A 3,108-nucleotide genomic window follows, 5' to 3' on the forward strand; every position below is an offset into this window, starting at 1 on the left:
TCAAGGTGGCGGCACGGGTTCGAATCCCGTTGGGGGTGCGATGCGGCAACGCATCAACAACACGGCGGGTTGACATCCGCCCGGAATACATACTGGTCCCGTGGTGAAGTCAGGAGTTCACGCCGGCCTGTCAAGCCGGAGGTCGCGGGTTCAAATCCCGTCGGGACCGCTCCAGGGGCCACTCACCAAGCAATTGGGGGGTGGCTCTTGTGCATACAGGGAAGACTTTTCCTGGCAGATGGTCTCGTAGCTCAGTTGGCAGAGCGCTCGCCTGAAAAGTGAGAGGTCACCGGATCGACGCCGGTCGAGACCACATCGTTCGAACCCCCGCCCACACGGCGGGGGTTCGCTCGTTTTCGCCCGTCAGCGCAGGGTCTTACGGAACCAGAGTTGGGCGTACGGATTGTCGTTGTAGCGCTCTGTCGGCTCGTATCCGGCCGCTCGATACATCGCGATCGCTTCGGTGAGCACCGCGTTCGTGTCGAGCACCACCTCGGCGTACCCGAGTTCGCGCACCGTCGATTCGAGGTCGCGCAGGAGCCGGTGCCCCATGCCGAGGCCCCGCAACGAACCGTCGAGCCACATCCGTTTGATCTCTGCGACGCGATCATCGAGTCGCTGGATCCCGCCGCACCCGACCACGTCATCGTCGTCGAGGAGAACCAGGAACGCGCCGTGTGGCGCGCGCATCCGGTCGCGTTCGGCTGCGGAATCGTCCGGTGCATCGAATCCGCTCGGAAAGCGCCGGTCGAGTTCGTCGAAGTAGCTCTGCCGCGCGGTCTCCGCCCGCTCGCTCGACGGATCGACGACCTCGGTCACGATCGCCGAAAGGCGCTGCAGCCGCTCGGCGTCGTCGCGTGCGGGCGCCATCGATCGAACTGTAGTCACGGCCTCGAGTCACCGCGGATCCGCCACGGCGCTCGCGGCGTGAGCCCGATCGCCTGATCAGCTGGTGTGGGTCTGGAGCTGACCGCCCGAGTCGGCGAGCGCCTTCAGCAGCGGGCTCAGGTCCCAGTGGCGGCCACCGAGTGAGGCCGAGTACTCCTCGATCTTGGCGACGATCTCGCCGAGCCCGACCGAGTCGGCCCAGTGCATCGGACCGCCGCGGTAGACCGGCCAGCCGTAGCCGTTGACCCACACGACGTCGATGTCACTGCCGCGGATCGCGATCTTCTCCTCGAGGATCTTCGCTCCTTCGTTGACCATCGGGTACAGCAGCCGCTCGAGCACCTCCTGATCCGACACCTCGCGCTGCTCGATCCCCTGGCCGACGGCGAAGTCCTTGATCAGCTCGACGACTTCCGGATCGGGTGTCGCGGCCCTCGTGTCGGGGTCGTAGGTGTAGTAGCCGCGCCCGTTCTTCTGGCCGCGCCGACCGTTCTCGCACAGGATCTCGCGGATCGTCGACGACGAGGAGGACTCCTCCTTCCAACCGATGTCGAGCCCGGCGAGGTCCATCATGGAGAACGGACCCATCGGGAAGCCGAATTCGTACAGCACGGTGTCGACCTGGGCCGGGGTCGCCCCTTCGAGGATCATCCGCTCGGCCTCGGCCCCACGCGTGAACAGCATCCGGTTGCCGACGAACCCGGGGCACACGCCCACCATGACCGAGACCTTCTGGATCTTCTTGCCGATCGCCATCGTGGTCGCCACCACCGTGTCGGAAGACTTGTCACCACGCACGTTCTCGAGCAGCTTCATCACGTTGGCCGGCGAGAAGAAGTGCATCCCGATCACGCTCTCGGGGCGGCTCGTGACGGCCGCGATCTCGTTGATGTCGAGCGCCGAGGTGTTCGACGCCAGGAGCGCGTCCGGCTTGCAGATCTCGTCGAGCTCTCGGAAGATCGACTTCTTCAGCTCCATGTCCTCGAACACCGCCTCGATCACCATGTCGCAGTCGGCGAAGTCGGACTTGTCGGTCGATCCGGTGATCAATGCCATCCGCTCCTCGACCTGCTCGGCGGTGGTCGAGCGCGACCGTTCGTAGTTCTTGCGGACGACGCCGAGTCCACGGTCGAGCGCATCCTGATCGCGCTCCACGATCGTGACCGGGATGCCGACGTTGACGAAGTTCATCGCGATGCCGCCGCCCATCGTTCCGGCACCGAGCACGCCGACCTTGCCGATGTCGAGGAGCGGGGTGTCCTTCGCGATGTCGGGGATCTTGTTGGCCGCTCGTTCGGCGAAGAACGCATATCGCTGCGCTGCGGACTGCGGACCGGTCATCAACTCCATGAAGAGCTTGCCCTCGACCTTCAGTCCCTCCTCGAACGGGAGGTTCGCCGCTGCCTCGATGCACTGGATGTTGTACTCGGGTGCGAGGAAGCCGCGGGTCTTGCGCGCGATCCCGGCGCGGAAGTCGGCGAACAACTGCTCGTCGCCCTTCGCCTCGGCGACCTTGTCGTCACGATCACGCACACGCAGCAGTGGCAGCTCCTCCGCCACCGCCTTGTTCGCGAATGACACCGCAGCTTCACGCAGCGCGCCGAGGTCGCCGTCGACGAGGTCGTCGATCAGGCCACCATCGAGCGCTTCGCCGCTGCTGATGTGGCGGCCGGAGGTCATCATCTCCAGCGCCTTCGGAACCCCGACCAACCGCGGCAGGCGTTGGGTTCCGCCGGCACCGGGCAACAGCCCGAGGTTCACCTCCGGCAGCCCGAACTTCGCTGACGCAACCGCCACTCGATAGTGAGCGCACAGCGCGACCTCGAGGCCTCCGCCGAGCGCGGTTCCGTGGATCGCGGCGATCACGGGGACGGGGGCGTCCTCCATCGCGGTCTGTACTTCCTGCAGCCCGACGGCCTGGGGTGCGCCACCACCGAACTCGCTGATGTCCGCGCCGGCGATGAACGTCCGTCCGTCACAGATCACGACGATCGCCTTCGCTCCGTCGTCGGTCGCCTTGGTGATTCCGTCGAACAGGCCTTGACGAACGTGCCAACTCAACGCGTTGACCGGCGGGTTGTCGACGACGACGAGGGCGACGTCACCCTCACGCTCGAGGCGGACGGATTCAGAGACGGTTTCAGCCATCCCGACAGTCAAGCAAACCCGACCCCGCCCCACCCCATGCCAACTCGTGAACAGTTCCCGCGCTCCGTGCGC

2 protein-coding genes and 2 tRNA genes are annotated in these 3,108 nt (G+C 65.7%); 2 read left to right on the plus strand and 2 right to left on the minus strand.

Annotated elements, in window-relative coordinates; all coding sequences use genetic code 11:
* Positions 1–94 precede the first annotated feature (94 nt).
* Positions 95–169 (plus strand) — tRNA-Asp (locus tag ON45_RS17285).
* Between the two features lie 71 nt (positions 170–240).
* A tRNA-Phe gene (locus ON45_RS17290) sits at positions 241–313 on the plus strand.
* Positions 314–363: 50 nt separating this feature from the next.
* On the opposite strand, the gene ON45_RS17295 is transcribed toward ON45_RS17290, so the two are convergent.
* Together ON45_RS17295 and ON45_RS17300 are read right to left on the minus strand one after the other, a co-directional pair.
* Positions 364–870, minus strand: coding sequence for a GNAT family N-acetyltransferase (locus ON45_RS17295; RefSeq protein ID WP_040495502.1), 507 nt, complete (start codon positions 868–870; stop codon positions 364–366).
* A 75-nt stretch (positions 871–945) separates the two neighbouring features.
* A complete protein-coding gene (locus ON45_RS17300) occupies positions 946–3,036 on the minus strand; it encodes a 3-hydroxyacyl-CoA dehydrogenase NAD-binding domain-containing protein (RefSeq protein ID WP_040495504.1) in 2,091 nt (696 codons plus the stop codon).
* Between the last annotated feature and the right edge of the window lie 72 nt (positions 3,037–3,108).

Source organism: Ilumatobacter nonamiensis YM16-303 (assembly GCF_000350145.1).
GTDB lineage: Bacteria > Actinomycetota > Acidimicrobiia > Acidimicrobiales > Ilumatobacteraceae > Ilumatobacter_A > Ilumatobacter_A nonamiensis.